This is a genomic window from Piscirickettsia litoralis, from assembly GCF_001720395.1.
Classification (GTDB): domain Bacteria; phylum Pseudomonadota; class Gammaproteobacteria; order Piscirickettsiales; family Piscirickettsiaceae; genus Piscirickettsia; species Piscirickettsia litoralis.
In genome coordinates, this window is record NZ_MDTU01000001.1 from 1619154 (window position 1) to 1636600 (window position 17447).

The window sequence follows — 17447 nt, forward strand, 5'->3', positions numbered from 1 at the left end:
ATATACTCCAACTTAACCTAACTAGGATTTAGCACAATCACTAGTTATTATTTATATCAGTGGACAGAATGCGAACGGGCTTCAGCTCATTCTCTGCCACAACTTCGGCGACACCAATGAATTGGTGTGCTTTTTCATCAAATACACAGACATAAGCACCAATTGCTTGCTGCGTATTCAAAGAAACAGACCGCCCCGTGCGCATATAGTACGCCATTTCTGGGGTTAAGCGCAATTCTGGCAAGTCTGTTAACATTGCCTCTATCGGCAATACATAGCCATCCAAGGCCGTTAAATCGTTTTGTTTTGCAAGGCTTTCAATCACTTGCAGTGATACAAGCTGGTTGTCACTAAAATGGGCAACTCGCGTGCGGCGCAACTCACTAACATGCGCCCCACAACCTAACGCCTGACCAATATCATCAACCAGGCTGCGAATATAAGTCCCCTTACTGCAATGAGCAGCAAGTTCTATATTCATCGAATTTTCAGCAACATTTAATAACTCTAGTGAGTGTATAGTCACATCACGCGCAACGCGCTCAATTTCTACGCCTTGACGTGCGAGCTTATATAAAGGCTTGCCGTCTTTTTTAAGCGCAGAATACATCGGCGGCACCTGACTGATCTCGCCACGAAAGCTTGGCAATACCCCTTCAATGTCTGCGCGTGTTACTGTCACTGGCAAACGTTCAGTAATTTCACCTTCACTATCCAGGGTATCAGTACGCTCACCGAGCTTAGCGATGGTTTGATAACACTTATCTGTATCTAGTAAAAAACGTGAGAATTTAGTGGCTTCACCAAAGCAAATTGGCAACATTCCTGTTGCCAATGGATCGAGTGTCCCCGTATGTCCTGCTTTTTGAGCTTGATAAAAGCGTTTTACCCGCTGCAGAGCATGATTAGAGCTTAAGCCAGTCGGCTTATCTAATAACAAAACCCCATCAAGCTTACGGCCTTTTCTGCGTCTTGCCATTAACTCTTGCCATGTAATGCTTTATTAATCAAAGCGGACAAGGCATTACCCTGTTCTGTCGAGCCATCATACTCAAAACGTAATTTCGGTGTCGTACGCAGATTCATGCGCTTTGCCAACATGGAGCGCAGAAAGCCCGCGGCTTTTTGCAAAACAACAAGCGCTTCTTCACGCTCATCAGCCTCTTGCATCATCGTCACATAAACCTTGGCGTGGGCGAGGTCTTTTGAAACCTCAACCGCAGACACGGTCACCATGCCGATGCGTGGATCTTTCATTTCTTGCTGTAACAACTCAGCAAGCTCTTTTTGCATTTGGTCAGCAATACGCTGGGTACGACTATACTCTTTCATCTTTTACCTTTAATCGGCCGCCAGCTTATAGCTGTCTGGCGACCTCAACTTTCTCAAATACCTCGATCTGATCACCGACTTTGATATCGTTATAATTTTTCACGCCGATACCACATTCCATGCCATTTCGAACATCCTGCACATCATCTTTGAAGCGTCTTAACGACTCAAGTTCCCCTTCGTAAATCACAACGTTATCACGCAAGACACGAATCGGGTTATTGCGCTTAACGGTACCATCAACGACCATGCAACCGGCCACTGCACCGAGTTTCGATGAGCGGTAAACCTCACGCACTTGTGCAATCCCGGTAATCTGCTCTTTAACTTCAGGAGAGAGCAAGCCGGTCATCGCTGCTTTCACATCATTGATGATGTCATAAATCACACTGTAATAACGAATCTCTAGCTCTTCAGCCGCTGCCAAACGACGCGCCGTTAAATCAGCACGCACGTTAAAGCCCACCATCACCGCGTTCGATGCCATCGCCAGATTCACATCAGATTCGGTGATTCCACCAACACCGCTGGCAATCACCTTGACTTTAACTTCATCGGTCGACAATTTAGTCAATGACTCAGTCAAGGCTTCGAGCGAACCTTGCACATCTGTCTTCACCAATATATTTAAGGTATCCACATCACCTTCGGCCATACCCTCGAACATCGCTGAAAGCTTATTCGCTTGTTGACGCGCAAGCTTGACTTCACGGTATTTACCTTGACGGAATAGTGCGACTTCACGGGCTTTTTTCTCATCAGCGACCACACTAAATTCATCACCACCGCTCGGTGTGCCAGACAAACCTAAAATTTCTACCGGACAAGAAGGCCCCGCAGATTTAGTCGTATGACCCAAATCATCATGCATGGCGCGCACGCGGCCATATTCTAGCCCTGCGAGCACAATATCGCCTTGCTTTAATGTACCCTTTTGAACCAATAAAGAAGCGACTGAACCACGGCCTTTATCTAAACGTGCCTCAAGCACTACACCCTGTGCTGGTGCATTGACCTGAGCTTCTAACTCGAGAACTTCAGCTTGCAACAAAATGCTATCTAATAAATCATCAATGCCTTGACCGGTCTTCGCTGAGACATTGACAAACATATTATCGCCACCCCAGTCCTCAGAAATTACCTCATGTTGGCTGAGCTCTGTACGTACACGATCTAAATCCGCCGTGTCTTTATCAATCTTATTAACAGCAACAATCAGTGGCACCTCAGCAGCGCGTGCGTGTTGAATCGCTTCAATAGTCTGAGGCATCACACCATCATCAGCAGCAACCACCAATATCACGACATCCGTACAGTTTGCACCACGCGCACGCATCGCCGTAAAGGCCGCGTGACCGGGGGTATCTAAGAAAGTGATCGTGCCACGCTCATGTTTCACCTGGTACGCACCGATGTGCTGAGTGATACCACCGGCTTCACCTGCCGCGACTTTAGCACGACGAATATAGTCAAGCAGTGATGTTTTACCGTGGTCAACATGGCCCATAATGGTCACCACCGGTGCACGTTGCTCTTGCTCGCCATCCACATTCGCAGCGGCTAATACCGCAGCTTCAACCGCATTTTCTTGTAAGATCTTCGGCGTATGACCTAACTCTTCAACAATCAATACAGCAGTATCTTGATCAAGAATCTGGTTAATCGTTGCCATCACCCCCATTTTCATGAGGACTTTAACGACTTCAGCGCCTTTAACCGACATTTTTTGTGCAAGCTCTGCAACCGTAATCGCCTCAGGAATAGCAACTTCACGTTTTACCGGTGCTGTCGGCTTAGAGAAGGCGTGCTGCAATTGCTCACCGGCTTTATTGTGAGTCCGTGCTTTTTTGCCACCACGCTTATTACCACCACGAGCATCTTGCTTAGCCGCCGCACGCTTAGATTTGCTGCGCTTAGCTTGGCGCTCCATGTCCGTTGCCGTAATATCTCGATCAGCCCAACCACTTGCAGCCACTTTCTTCGTATGCACGTGATGCTCTTCTTCTGCGCTAGCATCCACTTTCTCTTCTTCTACCGCTTTTTGCCCTTGCGTTTGCTTAGCAATACGCTCCGCCTCTAAGGCGGTCTGGCGACGCGCCTCTTCTTCGGCAGCAACTCGTTTCGCTTCAAGCTCAGCTTCACGACGCTCAGCAAGTTCTCTTTCTAAGCGCTCTTTTTCCGCCTTTTCAGGATCTTGCTTTTCTTGTGCTTTTTTCTTCTCTTGCTCAGCTGCTTTTTTCAGCTCTGCTTGACGCTTTGCTTCTGCTTTACGCTTTTGCTCAGCTTCGATCTGCTCACGCTTGGCTTTTTCTGCAGCAACACGCTCTGCTTCGATTGCCGCCTGACGTTCAGCCTCTTCACGCGCCTTTAATTCGGCTTCTTTCGCCTCAAGATCAGGATCTTTCTTAACGTAAGTCCGCTTTTTCTTCACTTGAATATTAACAGTCTTGCGACCGCCATCGGCAGACTTCACTTTTAACTCGCTATGCTCCTTACGACGCAAGGTAATCTTACGCGGAGCTTCACCCGTCGTTGTCCCGTGCGATTTTTTCAAGAAGCTTAATAGCGTCGTTTTATCCTGATCGGTTAACACTTGCTCTGGACCTGTTGCTGGCAGACCGGCTTCTTCTAAGTGCTTCAATAAGCGATCTACATCAACGCCAATTGAGCTTGCTAAACTTTTCACATTCACTTCTGACATACTCTGCCCCCAACTTAGTCTTTATTGTCCTCGGCAAACCATGGTGCCCTGGCCGTCATAATTAACTCACCTGCCTCTTTCTCATCAAGCTCAGTGATCTCTAGCAAGTCAGCTACGGCTTGCTCCGCCAAGTCATCCATCGTTAAAATTTCATGCTTAGCCAACTTCAGCGCTAAGTCTCGCGTCATCCCTTCCATATTCAGCAACTCATCGGTCAAACCAAGCTCTTCAAGCTGAGCTTCGTCGGCCAATTCCTGAGTGAGTAGCGCATCTTTCGCACGCTGACGCAACTCTGTGACGATATCTTCGTCAAAGCCTTCTAATTCCATCATTTCCTGCTGAGGAACATAAGCAATTTCTTCGATAGAAGCGAAACCTTCTTCGATTAGGACTTCGGCTGTCTCATCATCGATACCCAGCTTTTCAACAAAGGTCTTTAATAACTTATCAACTTCGGCTTGGTTCTTCTCATTCGCATCATCGACACTCATAACATTCAAGGTCCAGCCCGTTAATTCAGAGGCTAGGCGGACATTTTGACCATTACGGCCAATCGCTTGAGAGAGAGAGTCTTCAGCAACAGCGATATCCATGCTGTGATTGTCTTCATCCACAACAATCGAATCAACTTCAGCAGGGCTCATCGCGTTAATCACAAGTTGCATTGGGTTATCATCCCAAAGAACGATATCGATGCGCTCATTATTCAACTCGCCTGAAATCGCCTGAACACGCGCACCACGCATACCCACGCAAGCACCAATCGGGTCTAAACGCTGATCATTGGTTTTAACAGCAACTTTGGCTCGCAATCCTGGGTCACGTGCAACCGATTTAATCTCGATCAGCTCTTCAGACACTTCTGGAACTTCAATCTTAAATAACTCTAATAAAAACTCACTGCTCGCACGTGTTAAAATCAATTGCGGGCCGCGCGCTTCTTTACGCACTTCCATTAGGTAGGCACGAACGCGGTCCCCTGGACGGAAAATCTCACGATCGATCATTTGCTCACGTGGCAGCATCGCTTCTGCGCCTGCGGTGCCCAAATCAATAATAATGCTTTCACGTGTTGCACGCTTAACCACACCAGAGACTAATTCACCCACTCGAGATAAATAAGCTTCAGCGACTTTATTGCGCTCAGCCTCGCGGACTTTTTGCATAATCACTTGGCGCGCTGTTTGCGCAGCAATACGACCAAACTCAATAGACTCCATTGGCTCTTCAATAATTTCACCCGCCTTGGCATCTGGTTTTTCTTCACGACGGACACTCAGCCAAATTTCTCGATCAGGCGACTCTAACGTATCTTCAACCTCATCATCATCGATCACTGTCCAGCGACGATATGTATCGTAATCACCTGTTCTTTGATCAATATCCACGCGCACATCCATATCAATGCCACTGCGTTTACGTGTTGCCGCCGCCAATGCAATTTCTACGGCTTCAAAAATAATGTCTTTATCGACACCTTTCTCATTTGAAATGGCCTCAACAATAAACAGGATCTCTTTGTTGCCCATCGTTCGCCTCGCTTTCCTATCTCAAAATGTTGCTGTGTAGTTAAAACTTCGTAAATACATTCGCTCGGTCAATTTCTGCCCAGCTAATTTCAAACGGTTCATCCTTTACATCAATACAAATCCCTTTTTCTGTCACCGCGGTTAAGCGACCACGAATTCTGCGTTTCCCATTATTGAGCACTTTTAAACGAATTTGCAATTCTTGCTCAAGATAATGTTCATATTGTTCTGGCGTAAATAGTAATCGATCTAATCCTGGAGAAGAAACCTCCAATAAATAATTACCTGCAATCGGATCTTCCACATCTAACACCGCCCCAATTTGACGGCTAACCGTTGCACAGTCTTCAACGGTGACGCCCTTAGGGCCTTCTATATAAACACGCAAGACGGACTGCGACCCTTGAGGGACCTGCTCGATACCCCAGAGTTCAAACCCTAAACCTGCCACGACTAGCGACAACATTTCTGTTAAAGATTCATTGTGTTTCATCACGTCCTACCTCAAATAAAAAATGGGCACTAAGCCCATTTTTTATTTTTTTAGCTAGTAAAAAGCCCCTAAAAAGGGGCTTTCAAAAATTCTTGGTAGCGGGGGCTGGATTTGAACCAACGACCTTCGGGTTATGAGCCCGACGAGCTACCAGACTGCTCCACCCCGCATCAGCAAGGAGGAATTCTACCGAAAAGACTCAGCAAATGCAAGCCTTAACTAAAAGATAGTGTTGCCAAATGAATCAAGCCAGCTGGAAAAATTCCTAAGACCAACAAGGCTAAACCGTTCAGGCTCACGATCAATTGACTACTAGAATGCAAGCTTAAACGCCCTTCTTCACCTTCAGGCTCTTCAAAATACATCACCTTAATAATACGAATATAGTAGAACGCACCCACTACCGACATAATCAAGGCATAAATCGCTAAGCCAACATGTCCACCCTGTATCAAGGCAGTCAAGACCAGCAGCTTCGCATCAAAGCCCAATAGTGGTGGGATACCAGCCATCGATGCCATAAATAGCAACATGATAAAGGCAAGCCAAGCATTTTTATGATTTAAACCTTTTAGGTCCGAAATCTGTTCTGCTTCAAAACCTTTACGCGATAACAGCATAATAAAGCCAAAACCACCGGCCGACATAATCGCATAGACAATCACATAGAACATCGATGCAGCATAGCCATCTTTAGTTCCAGCGGCGAACGCCAATAACACAAAGCCAATATGCGAGATCGTCGAATAGGCCAGCATGCGTTTAATATTGCTTTGTGCAATTGCCAATAAGTTCCCAACAAATAAAGAAACAACCGCTAAAATAATCAACATCTGTTGCCATTCAACTTGCAATGATGGCAAACCTTCGAGCAATAAACGCAACATCAAACCAAAGGCTGCGATCTTAGGTGCCGTGCTGACAAAGGCCGTCACCGCTGTCGGCGCGCCTTCATATACATCAGGCACCCACATATGAAAAGGTACGGCGCCAAACTTAAAGCCTAAGCCAACAACCAAGAAAACCAAACCAAAGATCAATACCGGGTTGCTTGAGAGCTTAGTCGCAGCAATCGCTTTAGCAATCACGGGTAAATCTAAGCTTGCAGCAATGCCATAAATCATCGACATTCCATAAAGCAACATGGCAGAAGCAATCGCTCCCATGACAAAATACTTTAAAGCCGCTTCTGCTGAGCGACCTGAGCCACGGCGCATGGCAACCATCGCATACATCGGTAAAGAAAGTAGCTCTAAACCTAGATAAATCGCAATCATATTATTGGCTGAGACCATGACCATCATGCCAAGTAAAGCAAGTAAGCCTAGACCATAAAATTCACCCAACGGCACATCACGCTCTAGCATATAACGACGGCTGTAAATAAAGACGATAAACAGCACAATACACATAAAAAACTTCAGTGTTGCCGCAAGGCGATCAGCAATAAAACCACCATGAAAGGTAATCGTTGGCGCTTGGCCGACCAGACGCCAAGATAAATAAGCCGTCACCACCAAGGTCAGTAAGGTCAGAAAATACCCCACATTTTTCTTTGGACTCTTGCTATAGACATCGACAATCATCACCACACAGGCCATGATCAACATAAAAATCTCAGGAATAGCCGGTGTAAATACAGGAAATTCGTTCATCACTGGTAAGACCCCTTATGCAATGAGATCATCACTACATCAACAAAGTGCTGAACTGTCACTTCGGTTAGATGCAAGATTGCTTGTGGATAGACGCCAAATAGAACGACAGGCACCGCAAGCAATATAAAAATAAGCAACTCAAGTCCATTAATATCTTTTAAGTCTTTAAGCTTCATGTTGACTATGGCACCAAAGAACACCCGCTTATACATCCATAAGGTATAGGCTGCGCCAACAACTAACGTCAATGAGGCCAGGGCTGCGATCCAGACATGCGCTTTAAATGCAGCTAAAATCACTAAGAACTCACCGACAAAGCCCGAGGTTCCAGGAAGCCCCGCATTGGCCATGGCAAAAAGCATATAAAAAGCCGCAAATACCGGCATCACAGCGGTCACACCACCAAAGTCTTTAATCATTCGAGTATGCATACGGTCATACATATAACCGACACCGATGAACAAAGCGCCTGAAACAAAAGCATGTGAGAACATTAGGAACACCGCACCTTGTACACCGAGCACCGCATCAGCACGATCACCAGTGACACCGATAATCATAAAGGCCATGAAGATCCCCAGCGTCGAGAAGCCCATATGAGAGACCGATGAGTAAGCGATCAGACGCTTCATATCTTTTTGCGCTAGTGATGCAAAACCAACATAAACAATGGCAATTAAGGACAAGCCGATTAATAGCCAATCGAAGGCCTCATGCACACCGGGTACAATCGGTAGGCTAAAGCGTATAAAGCCATACACACCGACTTTTAACATCAAGGCCGCTAAGACCACAGAACCACCAGCAGGTGCCTCAGTGTGCGCATCAGGCAACCAGGTATGTACCGGCCACATCGGCACTTTCACGGCAAAACCAGCTAAGAAGGCTAAGAAAATAAGGTCTTGAATATTTGCTGGAATTTTCAGCATAGTAAAGCCAGCAATCGAGAAATCACCACCGGCTTTATAGCCTAAGTAAACGAAAGCCACCAGCATGAAGATCGAGCCTAAAAAGGTATATAAGAAGAATTTAATCGCCGCATAAGAGCGTCGACCTGCTCCCCAAACACCAATGCCTAAAAACATAGGAATCAACATGGCCTCGAAAAACACATAGAACAAAATAGAATCAGTAGCAGCAAACACCCCATTGGTGATTCCGGTAAGAATCAAGAAAATCGCCATGTAATGAGTGACTTTATAGCGTACCGAATTCCATGCCGACAAAATAACGATCAGGTTGGTAAAACAAGTGAGCAAAATGAGAATTAATGAGACCCCATCAACCCCCAAGCCGTAACGTACCTTAAAGCCAGCAAAGTCAAACCATAAGTGGCTTTCGACAAACTGCATATGGTAGGTAAGCGGATCAAAGTCCTGGTAAAGGGGAATACAAAAGCCCAATAGAATCAATGAAATAATAACAGCAACCCATTTTGCAACACGGGAATACTCGCCACGCTCACTGAACGCGACCAGTAATCCGCCAATAATAGGCAGCCAAATTAAAATACTTAAAAGCGGCATATGTGACATCATTTACCCTTCACTTAATGAGGTAAGAAAAACCATAACAGCAGCACCAACAGTCCGACAATCATGGCAAATGCATAATGGTACAACAAGAAATTCGACTGTATTCGGCGCATCGCATCGGCAATACGGCGTACGCGTCCAGCCGTTCCATTAACCACACCATCATCGATGACAAAGACATCACCGACACGCCAGCAAAGATAGCCAATAAAGTAGCCACCCCAACCAAATACGGCCTGGTAAACGTCATCAACAAAATACTTACGATCCATAATGTAATGGATAAAACCTAAATTTTTCCTGGCGATTACGGCAAGCTGCGGCTTCCAGACATAAAACACCCAAGCAACAACCACACCCGACAACGCCAACCAGAAAGCGGGGGTTTTAGGCGCATAGAGCACCATCGACATCGCTGTTGGAAAATGCGCTGCAAGTTTTTTGCACGATATCATGTTGCGGCAAGGTTAGAATCGCCTGGCCGAAAAAGCCATTAAGCGCCGGCTGAACAAAGAAATAACCAGCAATCGTCGCAGGAATAGCCAAAACGATCAGTGGCCAAGTCACCACTTTAGGTGATTCTTTTAGATGTGAGCGCGTATGTTCATCCATGCGCTCTTTCGTGTGAAAACACAAGAAGAACATTCTAAAGGTATACAAAGCGGTAACAAAAGCCGTTCCTAATACCGCAAAATAAGCAAAGCTCGCCCCCCAACGATGTGACTCACCGACCGCATCGATAATTAAATCTTTGGAGAAAAAGCCTGAAAAACCGGGCACAGCGATCAGCGATAGACACGAGATTAACATCGTCCAATAAGTAATCGGCATGTATTTACGCAAACCACCCATCTTACGAATATCTTGCTCATGATGCATAGCAATGATCGCAGAACCTGCCGCTAAGAACATCAAGGCTTTAAAGAAGGCGTGGCTCATCAGATGGAAAATCGCCAATGAATAGGCCGAAACCCCTAAAGCAACCACCATGTAACCCAATTGCGACAGAGTACAATAAGCAACAATACGTTTAATATCGTTTTGAATAATTGCAAGCAAACCCATAAATAAGCAGGTAATCGCACCCAAAATCATAATCAGTGATAAGGCCATCGGCGCATGTTCATACAGCGGCGATAAACGCGCAACCATATAGACCCCAGCGGTCACCATCGTTGCTGCGTGGATTAATGCCGAGATCGGTGTTGGACCTTCCATCGAGTCGGGTAGCCAGTTGTGCAATGGCACTTGTGCTGACTTACCCATCGCCCCGACAAAGAGTAAAATACCAATAAGATTGAAGGCACTGACCGAAACATCGCCCCAGATATGAATCACTGGCGCTTGAGCGGCCAAAGCCGGTGCTGCTTTAAAGACCGTTGAGTAATCTAGTGAGCCGAATAAATAAAGCACTCCTGCAATACCTAATAAAAAGCCTAAATCACCAACACGGTTAATCAAAAATGCTTTTAAATTCGCATAGACCGCAGTGTCTTTTTTGTACCAAAAACCAATTAACAGGTAAGAAACTAAGCCCACCGCTTCCCAGCCGAAAAAGAGTAAGAAGAAGTTATTGGCCAGTACGAGTGTAATCATGGCAAAGGTAAAGGCTGAAATATAACTAAAGAAACGAATATAACCATCGTCTTCTTCCATGTAACCGATGGTATAAATATGGACAGCCAAGGAAACGAAGTTCACAACAATCAACATAAAAGCTGATAAACGATCAAGCAAAAAGCCGACGCTAAAATTTAAACCGCCGATATCAGCCCAAGTGTAAATCGTTTGATTAAACGGCTCTATATTTTTATTGAGTAACTGGACAAATAAATAAACCGATATTGCCAATGCAATAGCAACAGATGCACTACAAATGGTATGAACGACAGAGCGCCCCATCCGTTTACCAATAAAACCAGCAATGATTGCACCGACAAGCGGACTTAGGGTCAGAATAATAAGTAAGAGTTTTATATTTTCCACAACCTAACCCTTCAATGAATTTAAGTCTTCGATATCTATCGTCCGGCGATTACGGAACAGTAGAGCTAAGATCGCAAGACCAATCGCCGCTTCGGCCGCCGCCACAGTTAAGATAAAAAACACGAAGACCTGACCCGATAAATCATTTAAATAATGCGAAAATGCAACAAAGTTTGTATTCACCGCCAGCAACATTAACTCGATGCTCATCAATAAAGTAATGGCACTTTTACGATTAAATAAAATTCCTGCAACACTCAAACCAAATAAAATAGCGGCAAAAATTAAATACTGTGACAAACTAATCATATGCTCTTCCCCAGGACTCTTTTTTATTCATCGCTCTTCCCCGTGGTCTTTTTCTCACTTTTCATTTTCACAACGCGTACACGATCACGAGCTTGCACCTTCACTTGCTTGCCAGGATGCTGCGTGCGCGTAGATCGCGGCCCACGAAATGCCAAACAAATTGCCGCCATCATCGCCACCAACAAAATTGCTGCCGCTAGAATAAACTCATAGACATAACGAGTATAAAGAAGCTCACCCAACGCTTCGGTATTACTGTAATTGGCTCCATGCATTACCGGTTTATGACCGAAAATAGCACTGCCAAAATGCTCAGGACCCACTTGCCAGATCATTAAGGCAATAATCGGCAGAACCACTAATAAACCAATCGGTAAATAGCGCGCAGCGCCCGCTTTCAATGCCGCCACATCAACATCGAGCATCATCACAACAAACAAGAACAGCACCATAACTGCGCCGACATAGACAACAATCAATGAAAGGGCTAGAAACTCAGCCTGCGTTGTCATCCATACGCCCGCACTCATCACAAAAGTAAAGACTAAAGCTAGCACCGCTTTAACGGGGTTACGCGCGGTAATCACCATCCAAGCACCGAAAATAGCCAAGACGGCAAAACAATAAAAAACAATTTCAACAAACATTGTTCTGCTCCTTAACGATACGGTGCATCTTGCGCTTTACTCGCTGCAATTTGCTCTTCATATTTATCCCCAATCTCTAAGAGTTTAGCTTTCGTCATAATATTTTCGCCACGCTCTTCAAAGTGATAATCAAAGACTTTGGTCTCAACAATTGAGTCCACAGGGCAGGCTTCTTCACAAAAACCACAATAAATACACTTGAATAAATCAATGTCATAACGCGTCGTACGCCGCGAACCATCTTCTCTTTGCTCTGATTCAATCGTAATTGCTAAAGCCGGACACACCGCTTCACATAATTTACAAGCGATGCAACGCTCTTCGCCATTTGGATAACGGCGTAAAGCGTGTAAACCACGAAAACGTGGAGAAATCGGCGTTTTTTCTTCTGGGTATTGAACCGTGACCGACTTTGAAAATAAATGCTTTAAAGTGAGCTTTAAGCCTTTTAATAACTCAACTAATAAAAATGTTTTGGTCCATTGTTTTAATATTTTCACTGCAAGCTACCCCTTAAAACCATGGCCCAACATGAAATTTAACCAATAATGCGGCCACAATCACCCAGACCAAGGTTACAGGAATCAATATTTTCCAGCCTAAACGCATAATTTGATCATAACGAAAACGCGGGAACGTCGCCCGGAACCAAAGGTATGAGAACATAAAGAAAGCGGTCTTTAAAAAGAGCCAAACAATCCCCGGCACCCAAGCAAACAGATACGCCAAGCCTGGAATACCTTCAAATGGCGATAACCAGCCGCCCATAAAAAACACTGCGGTTAGCAGTGAAATTAAAATCATATTGGCATATTCGGCCAAGAAGAAAATAGCAAAGGTCATTCCCGAATATTCGACGTGAAATCCAGCAACAATTTCCGACTCACCTTCCGCCACATCAAAAGGTGCACGGTTGGTTTCAGCAACTCCTGAAATCCAATAGACAATAAACAACGGGAACAACGGCAACCAATACCAATGCCAAATACCCCCCGATTGCGCTTCGATAATCGTACTTAAATTCAAACTACCGGCAGCAATTAATACGCCAATTAGGGCAAAGCCCATCGCCAATTCATAAGAAACAATTTGAGCGGCCGAACGCAAAGCACCGAGCATCGCATATTTAGAATTCGATGCCCAACCGGCAATAATCACCCCATAAACACCCAAAGATGTCATCGCTAACACATAAAGCACACCAGCATTAATATTAGAAAGCACAAGGTGTTTATCAAAAGGAACTACAGCCCATGCCGCCAATGCAGGGGCAATTGTCAACACTGGCGCAATCACAAACAAATAGCGATTCGAATGACTTGGACGTATGCGTTCTTTTAAAAATAATTTTGCACCATCGGCAATCGGTTGCAATAAGCCCCACAGTCCCACTCGGTTAGGGCCTAAACGATCCTGCATATAACCGATCACCTTACGTTCAGCGTAAGTATAGTAAGCAACGACGAGCATCAACGGTACCACAATGATGATAATCTTAAGTAGCGTCCACAACACACTTATTGCAAAAGTCTCTGCCATCATATTAGTCCCGTATTAGTTCAACTGGATGATAAGGCATTGCCAGATCAACAGCAGCTGTAGTTCCCACTGGAATCAACACTGTACCTTCTGGTGTCTTATCATCAACGGCAACCGCATGCAAAGCAGATATGCCACCATGTTTTATTTTCACGCTGTCACCGGCAACAAAGCCTTCTCGCTCCATCGTTAACGTTGACATATACACGTGTTTCTTAGCTGCATCATGTGTCTGCTGCAAATCATCCGCGCGTCTTACCAAAGCATCGACAGAATAAAGCGATAGCTGCGGAATAAAATTCAAGCCATTGCTGCTATAGTTAAATGCTTTTATACTCGCTGGTAGCCGCCAAGGCTCAGCCGCTAAATTCGCATCGGCATGGACAAGCTCACGCTTAATCTCAGCGATAATATCAGCACTGGATTCTTGCTCAAAACCATCGATTTGCAATAAATTACCTAATACACGCAACACTTTCCAAGCCGGACGCACATCTCCTTTGGGACTCACCGCTGCCGCAAAGCTCTGCCAATCACCCGCACCATTGACAAAAGTGCCCGAGGTTTCACCAAAAGGCGCAATCGGTAAAATCACATCGACATATTCATTCATAATATGATTTTTAAATGGCAATAGTGAAACAACAAAATCAGCATTTTTAACCGCCTCAAGCGCAGCATGAGAGCTTGCACAGTCAAAGCTTGGCTCCGTGTTCAATAAGAAATAAAGCTTTAATTTTTTGCTCTAGCATCTCTTGGGTATTTAGTCCGGGAGAGTCCACCGTATGTCCAGCAACAAGACGATGAGGAACCGCACCACTTAACCAAGCACCCGCACCATTCGCCCCTTCAGTCAATAATAGAACCTTAGCTTGAGTCACTTTTGCTAACTCAAATGCAAGCGCTCTAAATACACTTGCCTCTGGAGAGGTTAAGGCATAGCGACCTAGAATAATCGATGCTTTCTCACCGGTAATAAGCTGATTTGCAATCACCTCAGCCTGTGCAGCATCACCGCCAGCATTATTAACAATGGCTGTTAATTCCGGGCTGATATTGACAGACGCTTTTGCTGCCGCCGTTTTTAATATTAAAGCCAGCGCACCCACCCATTTTGCTAAAGGCACCGCCCACTCATTCACATCAAAACGATAATCAAAAGCAACAGGCGTCAGAGCGGAAACCTTCGCCCCCCTGAGCGATGCTTTACGGATGCGATGTGCTGCAATCGGCACTTCTTTATGGAGATTCGAGCCAATCACAAAAATAGCATTTTGCTCGTCAATTTCGGCGATAGAAGTTTGAAAACGCGGATATAAAGGCGCTTGCTGTTGATCTGAAAAATCAATTTCACGCAAGCGATGATCAATATTATGCGAGCCTAAACCACGCATTAATTTTTGTAGTAAATACAACTCTTCAACAGAAGAGCTTGGCGAGGCCAGTGCGCCTAGCTCTTCAGCACCATGCTCTTTAACTGTTTCATGCATGCGTGCAGCAACAATATTGAGGGCATCTTGCCATTCAACTTCTGTCCATACGCCATTGCGTTTGACTTGTGGTTTATAAACACGCTCTTGACTCTCGAGACCTTTATAACCAAAGCGATCACGGTCAGAGATCCAGACTTCATTAATATCTTCATTTTCACACGGTGCAACACTCATCACATCATTACGCCGCGTATGGATCGCAATATTTGAGCCCATGCAATCATGAGGAGCAACGTTTTTAGAAGATCTGACTTCCCAAGCACGCGCACTAAAGCGCGAAGGTTTAGCAGTCAAAGCGCCGACAGGGCAAACATCAATCACATTACCCGACATTTCTGAATTCACACTTTGCTCAATAAAGGTGCCAATCTCAGAGTGCTCACCACGCCCGGTCATACCCAATTCACGCATTCCAGCAATTTCACTACCAAAACGCACGCAGCGAGTACATTGAATACAACGGGTGAGCTCTGTAGAAATTAATGGACCGATGTTTTTGTCAGCAACTGAGCGTTTGCCTTCTACATAACGTGAGCTATCACTGCCATAACCCATTGCAACATCTTGTAATTCACACTGCCCCCCCTGATCGCAAATCGGGCAATCCAAGGGATGATTAATGAGCAAAAACTCCATCACCGATTTTTGCGAGGCAATGGCCAAAGGTGATTTAGTAAATACTTTCATGCCGTCGGTCACAGGTGTTGCACAAGCAGGCATGGGTTTACGACCATTTTCTACTTCGATCAAACACATTCTGCAGTTAGCAGCAACGGATAATTTTTTATGATAGCAAAAACGAGGGATGCGAATACCCGCCTCGTCAGCGGCCTCAATAATCATTGAGCCTTGCTGCACTTCTAGTGTTTCACCATCGATTTCAATTTGAACTGTTGACATTGATCATTCCAATTTCAAATTAATCTTAATATTGCCTACGCAGCAATAATGCTTCGTTTATGCTCAATCCAATATTCAAATTCATGTCTAAATTTTTGAATATAGCTTTGCACTGGCCATGCCGCAGCGTCTCCCAAACCACAAATGGTATGGCCTTCAATTTTTCCTGCGACCGCAACGACTTTCTCTAAATCTTCTGGGCGACCTTGACCTGAAACAATCCGCTTTAAAATGCGCGACATCCAGCCGGTTCCCTCACGACAGGGCGTACACTGCCCACATGATTCTTCATAATAAAAATGGGCAATTCTAGCAAGTAATTCAGCCATATCTTGAGTTTCATCGATCACAACTACAGCGCCAGAACCCAGCATCGAGCCAGCTTTGCCAATCGAGTCATAATCCATGGTGACCTCATTAAGCATGACATCCCCTGGGACAATTTTTGATGAGCTACCCCCCGGAATCACCGCTTTAATGCGATTACCATCACGCACCCCACCGGCTAACGCAAGCAGATCTTTAAATGGTGTGCCAAGAGGGACTTCATAATTACCCGGCTTATTCACATGACCAGAGACACTGAAAATCTTGCAACCACCATTATTAGGCTTACCTAGTTCTAAGAACCATTGGCCACCATGTTGTAAAATCACCGGGACTGATGCATAAGTTTCAGTATTGTTAATATTGGTCGGACGACCATACAAGCCGTAACCGGCAGGAAACGGTGGTTTAAAACGCGGCTGGCCTTTCTTGCCTTCCAATGAGTTTAATAACGCCGTTTCTTCTCCACAGATATAAGCCCCAGCACCGTGAGCGGTAAACATATCAAAATCAACGCCAGAGTCTAGAATATTATTGCCGAGCAAACCGGCTTTACGTGCTTCTTCTAGAGCTTCATCACAGCGCCTAATCGGCTCAATAAATTCACCACGCACATAGTTATAACCCACTGTTGCACCAACGACATAACCGGCAATCGCCATGCCTTCGATGAGTTGATGCGGGTTATAACGCATGATATCTCTATCATGACAGGTGCCAGGCTCCCCTTCATCTGAATTACAAACGACATATTTTTGACCCGCGGCATTGCGCGGCATAAAGCTCCACTTTAAGCCCGTCGGAAACCCTGCACCACCACGCCCCCGCAAGGCCGATGTTTTTAACTCTTCAATAATTTCTTCAGGTGGTGTTTTTTCTTTTAAAATACGACGCCAGACTGAATAACCACCGATGCTTTCATAGCTCGCCAAGCTCCACGGCTCATCCAAACCAAGCGAGCGAAAGCAGACTAAATTTTCTTGGATACTCATTATCGA

The 17447-nt window shown here is 45.2% G+C and carries 14 protein-coding genes, 1 tRNA gene and 1 pseudogene; all 16 read right to left on the reverse strand.

Annotated features, from left to right (window positions below; genetic code table 11):
- Positions 1-40 precede the first annotated feature (40 nt).
- On the reverse strand, positions 41-979 hold the full coding sequence (gene truB / locus BGC07_RS08040) for a tRNA pseudouridine(55) synthase TruB (RefSeq protein ID WP_069312684.1): 939 nt from the start codon (positions 977-979) through the stop codon (positions 41-43).
- Positions 979-1332, reverse strand: coding sequence for a 30S ribosome-binding factor RbfA (rbfA, locus tag BGC07_RS08045; protein WP_069312685.1), 354 nt, complete (start codon positions 1330-1332; stop codon positions 979-981). Before rbfA ends, truB begins: the two co-directional genes overlap by 1 nt.
- A 25-nt stretch (positions 1333-1357) precedes the next feature.
- Positions 1358-4033 (reverse strand): translation initiation factor IF-2, encoded by a 2676-nt coding sequence (infB, locus tag BGC07_RS08050; protein ID WP_069312686.1) that lies wholly within the window; start codon positions 4031-4033, stop codon positions 1358-1360.
- 14 nt (positions 4034-4047) lie between these two features.
- A complete protein-coding gene (nusA, locus tag BGC07_RS08055) occupies positions 4048-5562 on the reverse strand; it encodes a transcription termination factor NusA (RefSeq protein ID WP_069312687.1) in 1515 nt (504 codons plus the stop codon).
- 40 nt (positions 5563-5602) lie between these two features.
- Positions 5603-6055, reverse strand: a complete 453-nt coding sequence (rimP, locus tag BGC07_RS08060) for a ribosome maturation factor RimP (protein WP_069312688.1) — start codon at positions 6053-6055, stop codon at positions 5603-5605.
- Between the two features lie 93 nt (positions 6056-6148).
- Positions 6149-6225 (reverse strand) — tRNA-Met (locus BGC07_RS08065).
- 45 nt (positions 6226-6270) lie between these two features.
- Positions 6271-7710, reverse strand: a complete 1440-nt coding sequence (nuoN, locus tag BGC07_RS08070) for an NADH-quinone oxidoreductase subunit NuoN (protein ID WP_069312689.1) — start codon at positions 7708-7710, stop codon at positions 6271-6273.
- Positions 7710-9248, reverse strand: a complete 1539-nt coding sequence (locus BGC07_RS08075; RefSeq protein WP_077216814.1) for a complex I subunit 4 family protein — start codon at positions 9246-9248, stop codon at positions 7710-7712. Before BGC07_RS08075 ends, nuoN begins: the two co-directional genes overlap by 1 nt.
- Before the next feature lie 14 nt (positions 9249-9262).
- Positions 9263-11234, reverse strand: a pseudogene (gene nuoL / locus BGC07_RS08080) (NADH-quinone oxidoreductase subunit L).
- Positions 11235-11237: 3 nt separating this feature from the next.
- Positions 11238-11543, reverse strand: a complete 306-nt coding sequence (gene nuoK, locus BGC07_RS08085) for an NADH-quinone oxidoreductase subunit NuoK (RefSeq protein WP_016209309.1) — start codon at positions 11541-11543, stop codon at positions 11238-11240.
- Between the two features lie 23 nt (positions 11544-11566).
- Entirely contained in the window at positions 11567-12190 is a 624-nt protein-coding gene (locus BGC07_RS08090; protein WP_069312691.1) for an NADH-quinone oxidoreductase subunit J, read from the reverse strand.
- Positions 12191-12201: 11 nt separating this feature from the next.
- Positions 12202-12690 carry an NADH-quinone oxidoreductase subunit NuoI gene (gene nuoI / locus BGC07_RS08095; RefSeq protein WP_069312692.1) on the reverse strand — a complete coding sequence of 163 codons (489 nt, stop codon included), beginning with the start codon at positions 12688-12690 and terminating at the stop codon, positions 12202-12204.
- A gap of 13 nt (positions 12691-12703) precedes the next feature.
- Positions 12704-13729, reverse strand: a complete 1026-nt coding sequence (gene nuoH / locus BGC07_RS08100; protein ID WP_069313837.1) for an NADH-quinone oxidoreductase subunit NuoH — start codon at positions 13727-13729, stop codon at positions 12704-12706.
- A gap of 4 nt (positions 13730-13733) precedes the next feature.
- Positions 13734-14447 carry a molybdopterin-dependent oxidoreductase gene (locus BGC07_RS22070; protein ID WP_235603029.1) on the reverse strand — a complete coding sequence of 238 codons (714 nt, stop codon included), beginning with the start codon at positions 14445-14447 and terminating at the stop codon, positions 13734-13736.
- The gene (gene nuoG, locus BGC07_RS08105; RefSeq protein WP_235603030.1) at positions 14425-16122 is read right to left on the reverse strand and encodes an NADH-quinone oxidoreductase subunit NuoG; all 1698 of its coding nucleotides are present in this window, start codon (positions 16120-16122) and stop codon (positions 14425-14427) included. Before nuoG ends, BGC07_RS22070 begins: the two co-directional genes overlap by 23 nt.
- Before the next feature lie 35 nt (positions 16123-16157).
- On the reverse strand, positions 16158-17441 hold the full coding sequence (nuoF, locus tag BGC07_RS08110) for an NADH-quinone oxidoreductase subunit NuoF (RefSeq protein WP_069312693.1): 1284 nt from the start codon (positions 17439-17441) through the stop codon (positions 16158-16160).
- Positions 17442-17447 lie beyond the last annotated feature (6 nt).

Excerpts from the sequence above, each read along its gene's own strand:
- truB (WP_069312684.1), bottom strand. The coding sequence starts at position 979 with ATGGCAAGACGCAGAAAAGGCCGTAAGCTTGATGGGGTTTTGTTATTA.
- rbfA (WP_069312685.1), bottom strand. The coding sequence starts at position 1,332 with ATGAAAGAGTATAGTCGTACCCAGCGTATTGCTGACCAAATGCAAAAA.
- infB (WP_069312686.1), bottom strand. The coding sequence starts at position 4,033 with ATGTCAGAAGTGAATGTGAAAAGTTTAGCAAGCTCAATTGGCGTTGAT.
- nusA (WP_069312687.1), bottom strand. The coding sequence starts at position 5,562 with ATGGGCAACAAAGAGATCCTGTTTATTGTTGAGGCCATTTCAAATGAG.
- rimP (WP_069312688.1), bottom strand. The coding sequence starts at position 6,055 with ATGAAACACAATGAATCTTTAACAGAAATGTTGTCGCTAGTCGTGGCA.
- nuoN (WP_069312689.1), bottom strand. The coding sequence starts at position 7,710 with ATGAACGAATTTCCTGTATTTACACCGGCTATTCCTGAGATTTTTATG.
- BGC07_RS08075 (WP_077216814.1), bottom strand. The coding sequence starts at position 9,248 with ATGTCACATATGCCGCTTTTAAGTATTTTAATTTGGCTGCCTATTATT.
- nuoK (WP_016209309.1), bottom strand. The coding sequence starts at position 11,543 with ATGATTAGTTTGTCACAGTATTTAATTTTTGCCGCTATTTTATTTGGT.
- BGC07_RS08090 (WP_069312691.1), bottom strand. The coding sequence starts at position 12,190 with ATGTTTGTTGAAATTGTTTTTTATTGTTTTGCCGTCTTGGCTATTTTC.
- nuoH (WP_069313837.1), bottom strand. The coding sequence starts at position 13,729 with ATGGCAGAGACTTTTGCAATAAGTGTGTTGTGGACGCTACTTAAGATT.
- nuoG (WP_235603030.1), bottom strand. The coding sequence starts at position 16,122 with ATGTCAACAGTTCAAATTGAAATCGATGGTGAAACACTAGAAGTGCAG.
- nuoF (WP_069312693.1), bottom strand. The coding sequence starts at position 17,441 with ATGAGTATCCAAGAAAATTTAGTCTGCTTTCGCTCGCTTGGTTTGGAT.